The sequence below is a fragment of the Nocardia sp. NPDC004168 genome, assembly GCF_040610355.1.
GTDB lineage: Bacteria > Actinomycetota > Actinomycetes > Mycobacteriales > Mycobacteriaceae > Nocardia > Nocardia sichangensis.
Genome location: NZ_JBEXME010000075.1, coordinates 1 through 5,398 on the forward strand (window position 1 = coordinate 1; position 5,398 = coordinate 5,398).

Annotated in this window: 4 protein-coding genes and 5 pseudogenes; 8 read left to right on the forward strand and 1 reads right to left on the reverse strand. The window is 63.2% G+C overall.

What is annotated here, in order from left to right; genetic code table 11:
- Window positions 1-151: 151 nt before the first annotated feature.
- Window positions 152-475 (forward strand): annotated as a pseudogene (locus tag ABZW96_RS37165) (IS701 family transposase); the annotation flags it as partial.
- A pseudogene (locus ABZW96_RS37170) lies at window positions 450-834 on the forward strand (IS481 family transposase); the annotation flags it as partial. The pseudogenes ABZW96_RS37165 and ABZW96_RS37170, both read left to right, overlap by 26 nt.
- A 72-nt stretch (window positions 835-906) precedes the next feature.
- On the opposite strand, the pseudogene ABZW96_RS37175 reads toward ABZW96_RS37170, so the two are convergent.
- A pseudogene (locus ABZW96_RS37175) lies at window positions 907-1,145 on the reverse strand (hypothetical protein); the annotation flags it as partial.
- Window positions 1,146-1,365: 220 nt separating this feature from the next.
- Here ABZW96_RS37175 and ABZW96_RS37180 point away from each other — a divergent pair.
- The 6 genes and pseudogenes from ABZW96_RS37180 to ABZW96_RS37205 all read left to right on the forward strand — a co-directional run.
- Window positions 1,366-1,682, forward strand: a pseudogene (locus ABZW96_RS37180) (leucine zipper domain-containing protein); the annotation flags it as partial.
- Window positions 1,665-1,829: a hypothetical protein gene (locus tag ABZW96_RS37185; protein ID WP_355081540.1), complete on the forward strand. Its 165-nt coding sequence runs from the start codon at window positions 1,665-1,667 to the stop codon at window positions 1,827-1,829. The pseudogene ABZW96_RS37180 and the gene ABZW96_RS37185, both read left to right, overlap by 18 nt.
- Before the next feature lie 609 nt (window positions 1,830-2,438).
- Window positions 2,439-3,572 (forward strand): MFS transporter, encoded by a 1,134-nt coding sequence (locus ABZW96_RS37190; RefSeq protein ID WP_355081534.1) that lies wholly within the window; start codon window positions 2,439-2,441, stop codon window positions 3,570-3,572.
- Window positions 3,573-3,860: 288 nt separating this feature from the next.
- Window positions 3,861-4,199 carry a hypothetical protein gene (locus ABZW96_RS37195; protein ID WP_355081536.1) on the forward strand — a complete coding sequence of 113 codons (339 nt, stop codon included), beginning with the start codon at window positions 3,861-3,863 and terminating at the stop codon, window positions 4,197-4,199.
- Window positions 4,200-4,210: 11 nt separating this feature from the next.
- Window positions 4,211-5,077: an alpha/beta hydrolase gene (locus tag ABZW96_RS37200; protein ID WP_355081538.1), complete on the forward strand. Its 867-nt coding sequence runs from the start codon at window positions 4,211-4,213 to the stop codon at window positions 5,075-5,077.
- A 131-nt stretch (window positions 5,078-5,208) separates the two neighbouring features.
- Window positions 5,209-5,398 (forward strand): annotated as a pseudogene (locus tag ABZW96_RS37205) (transposase); the annotation flags it as partial.

The window sequence follows — 5,398 nt, forward strand, 5'->3', positions numbered from 1 at the left end:
CCGCTCGGTGCGGGGCGCTTGCTGGCCCTGGCGTTGATCCTCGGCGGCATCGTGCTGGCGAGGATCACGAATCCGGAGTAGAACTCCGCGCGGATCCGTTTGGCGCGCCAGCTTGATACTGTGACGACAGTCGGTCCGGTAGCTCGCTGGTGTGGCAATAAATGTTGTTTCGGTGGAATCTGATTCGCTGCATCCCAGGATCGATGGCCGTTTCACGTGGTCGGAGCCGCGGGGCCGGGCACGGGAGTATGTGATCGGGTTGGTGGCGGGGCTGGAACGGAAGAACGAGTGGACGCTGGCCGAGCGGGCTGGTGAGGTCAGCCTGGGCGGGATGCAGCGGTTGTTGCGCTGGGCGGATTGAGGCCTCGTCGACGTGCGCTCGTATGTGGCCGAGCGGCTCGGCGATGAGGATGCGGTGCTGATCGCCGATAACACCGGATTGCTGAAGAAGACACCTTGCGCGGCTCGGGTTGAACCGGCGCCGGTTTCTGGATCGGACCGGTTAACCCAACCGGGCACCGCGCCGCACCGTTCCGCGCCGTCCTGGGCACATGGTGCATATCGATGTGAAGAAGGTGGGGCGTATCCCCGACGGCGGCGGCTGGCGCATCCACGGCCGCGGGTCGGCCCAGGACAGGGCGGTTCGTGCCGCGTCGAACGCAGCACGCCTGGCTACGTGTTCCTGCACACCGCGATCGACGGCTACTCACGACTGACCTACACCGAAGCCCTGCCTGACGAGAAGGCGTCACCGCGATCGGGTTCGTGTTCCGGGCGCGTGCGTTCTTCGCTGCTCACGGCATCACCTGGATCGAGCGGACTGTTACCGACAACCGTGCAACCCAAGCGCGAGTTCGCCGTCAACTCCGAAATTCGGCGACCCGATTTTCCATCAAAGGCTGCTAAACGGCTTGCGCACGGCGTTTTGAGCCGGACGCCCTGAGGCGGTGCACGATTCGCGGCCAGTTCGGAGAGGCCCCGCGTGATAGTAGCGGAGGTGGCGGCCACCACGGTAATCCCGCCACGGCCCATCGCCGTCGCCTCGCTGGCCAGGTAGAGACGACGGCGTTATCCAGATGCGGCAGGATGTGATCGAACTTGACCCGCAACTCGGCAGCGGATCGACAATCTCGCGGACGACACATACCCAAGTTTCCCACCGTCTCCCGGTATGCCGATTCAAAGATCAACTCCGACAGTGATTTACGGACAAGCCCCCGAAGTGCCGGAGTGCAGGCGTTGCACCCCTGCCGACTGCAGGCCCTGGTGACGCGGGCGCGGTGGTGGTGAGCTGAGGGGCGGTTCTTTCTGCGGCAGGATGTGAATCGCCAACAACACTGTCCGCTGGAACTCGAAAGAACCGCCGTGTCTGACCGTTATGCCCCGTTGACTGTCGCGGGCCGCCAGCGCCTCGTGCAACGCTGCCAGTCTCGTCCGATCGCTCACGTTACCGCCGAGATCGGTATCTCGCGGCAGTGTGCGAGTGAGTGGGTCAACAGATTCCGCCGCTATGGTGATCTGGGCTTGCTCGACCGGTCCTCGGCTCCTCATCGGTACTCCGCCGCGACCCCGGCCGCGATCGTGACGTGCATCGAGCAGTTGCGGCGGACCGGAAAAGGTCGGCGCGGCGGATCGCACTCGAACTAAGCGCCGAAGGCACGCGAGTGGCGGTGCGAACTGTCGTCACGTACGGCGGCGGCTCCACGCTGATGCGGCGGCTCGCCGAGCGCGACCGCACCCTCGTGCACACCTGCAACCACTTCATCGCGATGGAACGCCCGGACGCGCACGTCGCCGACATCCGCGCGTTCTTCGCCGCCCTGGATTGAGCCTGCTCTTCCGTTGGCAGCGGCGGTGCCTCTTGGTGCAGTTGCCATGCGCAATCAAACGGCAAGCAAGGTCTCCGGTATGAGACAGGCCATCGTCCCGCCTGCGTTGTCGATCGGGCAACTGCTTATTGCTCTGAAATCCGAGGAGCCGGACCCAGGGTGACCGGCGAGCATGTTCGTGAGCGGGTGCACGCGTCGTGTACGGCGGATGCGCGCGGTGTCGCGTGGAGACCACAGGCTGACGTGATTGGTGCACGAGGGCGAGTTTCGCTGTACCCCAGTTTGCTTTAGCTGCCCAAAGCTCGCGGGAAGAATCTTCGGACAGCGGGAATGAACTGTCGTATCTAACCGTTGAAGCATATTACACTGGTTATATCGTCCAGCTCGGCCCAATGGAACGAGAGTCATGACCGACCCAAAGGTCTTCACCCTGAATCTGAGAAGGCTTGCTCCGACTCCTGCGAGACGGCACTACCGCTCGCTGTGCAGGACTCAACGTCTGTCCGCGAGCCCAGCAGTCGGCATCCATCGCGAAACGATCAAAGTTTCGAACCCTAGAAGGGGAACGGCATGAGGCGGGAGGATCTTGCCTGGGCTGGACTGGCTGCGATGACCGTGTCGTTCGGCTTGAACTTCACTATGGGTGTCTTCTTCGCGCCGGCCGCCGTCGCATACGGCGTTTCGGCGACCGCGCTGGCGGTAGCCTCCGCATTGAGTTCGACAGTGACTGGTGTAGCACAGCACCCCATCGGCAGGCTCCTCGATCTGCTAGGTCCCAAAGTTGTTCTGATCGGTGGGCTCGTGCTGATTTCCGGCAGTTACCTAGTGCTGGCAGCAGTCACCGATACTTGGCAGTTCATCGCCGCCTACATGGTGCTCGGCGGATTGGGTTTCGCTTCGTCATCGACGCTTACAGTGACGACGTTGCTGGGCCGATCGGTAGGACCGCACGTCGGCCCGCCGATGGCGCGGGCTGCCGTCGGCGTGAACCTAGGGCAGCTGATGACGTCGGCGGCGGCATCCGCGTTGCTCGAGCCTGTCGGTGTCCGTGGCACGTTTGCTCTGTTGGGGGCTGTCGGCATGGCGGTGACCGCGGTGCTGTGGCTAGTGCTGCCCACCAGTGGCAGGGCAATTCCGATCGTTGGTGCGAGAGAATCGCTGGCCGGCAGGCGCTCGGTACTGATCTCTTTCGGCCTGCATGCAGCCACTATGTATGTGCTGGTGCTGATGCTGCCTAAGCACGCAGTCGAGCAGGGCTGGTCCGTGACTGAGGCAGGCAGACTGATGACTCTCGCCTCTCTGAGCGCAGGCCTGACCTCGACCGCCATGGCATGGCTGCTGCGAAGGCATTCTCCAGAGACTCTACTGCGTACGCTGTACTTGCTACGGCTGGCCGCTCTCCTACTCGTGGTAACCGTTCCCGGGCCGCAGGTGCTGATCGTGGTGGCGGCGCTTTTCGGTATCGGCTCGTTCCCGGTGATCCCGCTAACCATGGCCATCCTCTCGCGCGGCCTAAATACAGCCCGGATGGGTCGAACGCTCGCGCCGGCCTGGGTGCTCCACCAACTTTCCGCCGCTGCCGGGCTAGCCGTAGCCGCCGCTGTGCACTCTGTGACCGGCAGCTACCGCAGCTACTTCGCCCTCACCGTGGCCTTCACTGTCGCCGCAGCCCTGCTGGTTGGTCCGGTACGGCGCAGTGAACCCGCCTCGCAACTCGACTTTCGAAGGCAGACCTCACGATGACTGGTCTGCGCGCCGTTCCCGGTACCGCACCGGTCGCCAAAATTGCACAACTGATTTGCGATGGTGCCGACCTGCTTGTCTACCCACCATCTCCGGGCGCGTGTAATGCTTCTCCCCTCGTACTACTCCGCTGCTGGATGGGCCTGCGACGTCAACATGCTCTGCGCCGGGGCGACGTTCTGCGATGTGGGCCGATCTGCAACCGCGTCTCCCACGAGGGCTTCGGGATCGGCGGCGCCGACGATGCCCGCGGCTTCCAGCCCTACCGGCGTCGTCGAGTGCCCGGTCATGAACTGGAATCGCTCGGGAAACGTCACCCCGCCGGATATCGCGCGTCATACGTCGCCGCAAGCCACGCTGGTGGACCGCAAGCGCGTCGGACTCGACGTGCCTGGGTATCGGCTACGCCGTCACGAACTGCCGAGCGATGCGGTGGGCGAGAAAACCAAGATCGGGTCAAGCGTCATCTTGGAGGCCCGTACCGACGAGGTCCATCACCGACTCGCCACTACCGTTGGCACTATCAACGCCGATGTGCTGACCGATTTCGTACCCGGCTTCCGTCGGGGCAACTCCGTGGAGGTCGTCCAGAACTCCGCGAATCCAAGTAATCACTCCAAGAATTAAGGAGCAATCGAATGTCCCAGACCCGCCACCTCACTGTCGAGATCGACGGTCAGACCGTCTTCTACCGCGAAGCGGGCGATCCGGCCAAGCCGACGCTTGTGCTGCTGCACGGCTTCCCCGCCAGCTCGTCGATGTTCCGCAATCTGCTGCCTGCTCTCGCCGACTCCTATCATCTCGTGGCCCCCGACCACATCGGCTTCGGCCAGTCATCCATGCCACTAGTCGACGAATTTGAATACACTTTCGAAAAACTCACCGAGATCACCCTGATACTACTCGATCACCTCGGCATCGAGCGTTTCGCCCTTTACATCCAGGACTACGGCGCTCCCATTGGCCTGCGTATCGCCTCACGTCATCCCGAACGAGTCAACGCGATTGTCACCCAGAGCGGGAACGCTTATCTAGAGGGTTTCACCCCGTTCTGGGAGGTGTTGTTCGCACATGCGAAGGATCGTGTGGCCAACGAGGCGGAGGTTCGTAAGCTCCTCGACGCAAATGCGACCCGCTGGCAGTACGAGCATGGAGTGCCTGCAGACCGGCTCAACCTAATCAGCCCCGACACGTGGACGCTGGACCAGGCGCGCCTGGACCGCCCGGGAAATAAAGAGGTTCAACTCCAGCTGTTCTGGGACTATCAATTCAATCTCGACGGCTACCCGGCGTTCCAGAAGTACTTCGCCGAGCACCAACCGCCGGTCCTGATCGCTTGGGGCAAGCATGATGAGATCTTCAAGGCCGACGGCGCCCGGGCGTATCTCCGCGACCTCCCTGACGCCGAGTTGCACTTGCTCGACGCGGGTCATTTCGCCCTGGAGACCCACGGAGCGGAGATCGCCGCGCTGATCCGCGACTTCCTGGGCCGTGTCTTGCACTGAGCATGCGGCCCGCTGTGTGGGCGCCCTCCGCCCAGCGGGCCGCAACAGCTACGATACTAAGACCGTGTCTTACGTGGTTGTGATTCGTTCACGTTGTGCCGGAATCGGCTGTGCTGCATAATGTTCGACTCGTGGTCGATGAGTTGTCGAAACGTCTCGTCCCGGACGAGTTGTGGGCCCTGGTCGAGCCGCTGCTCCGGCAGTTCACTGCGCCGCAGGGTGGTGGCACCGCCCCCGGTTGATGAGCGTGCGGTGTTCACCGCGGTGGTGTTCGTGCTGACCAGCGGCTGCGCGTGGCGGATGCTACCGCCCTCGTTCGGA

What these genes read in the sequence shown, in the direction of transcription:
- ABZW96_RS37195 (WP_355081536.1), top strand. Translation starts at nt 3,861, where the DNA reads ATGAACTGGAATCGCTCGGGAAACGTCACCCCGCCGGATATCGCGCGT.
- ABZW96_RS37190 (WP_355081534.1), top strand. Translation starts at nt 2,439, where the DNA reads ATGACCGTGTCGTTCGGCTTGAACTTCACTATGGGTGTCTTCTTCGCG.
- ABZW96_RS37200 (WP_355081538.1), top strand. Translation starts at nt 4,211, where the DNA reads ATGTCCCAGACCCGCCACCTCACTGTCGAGATCGACGGTCAGACCGTC.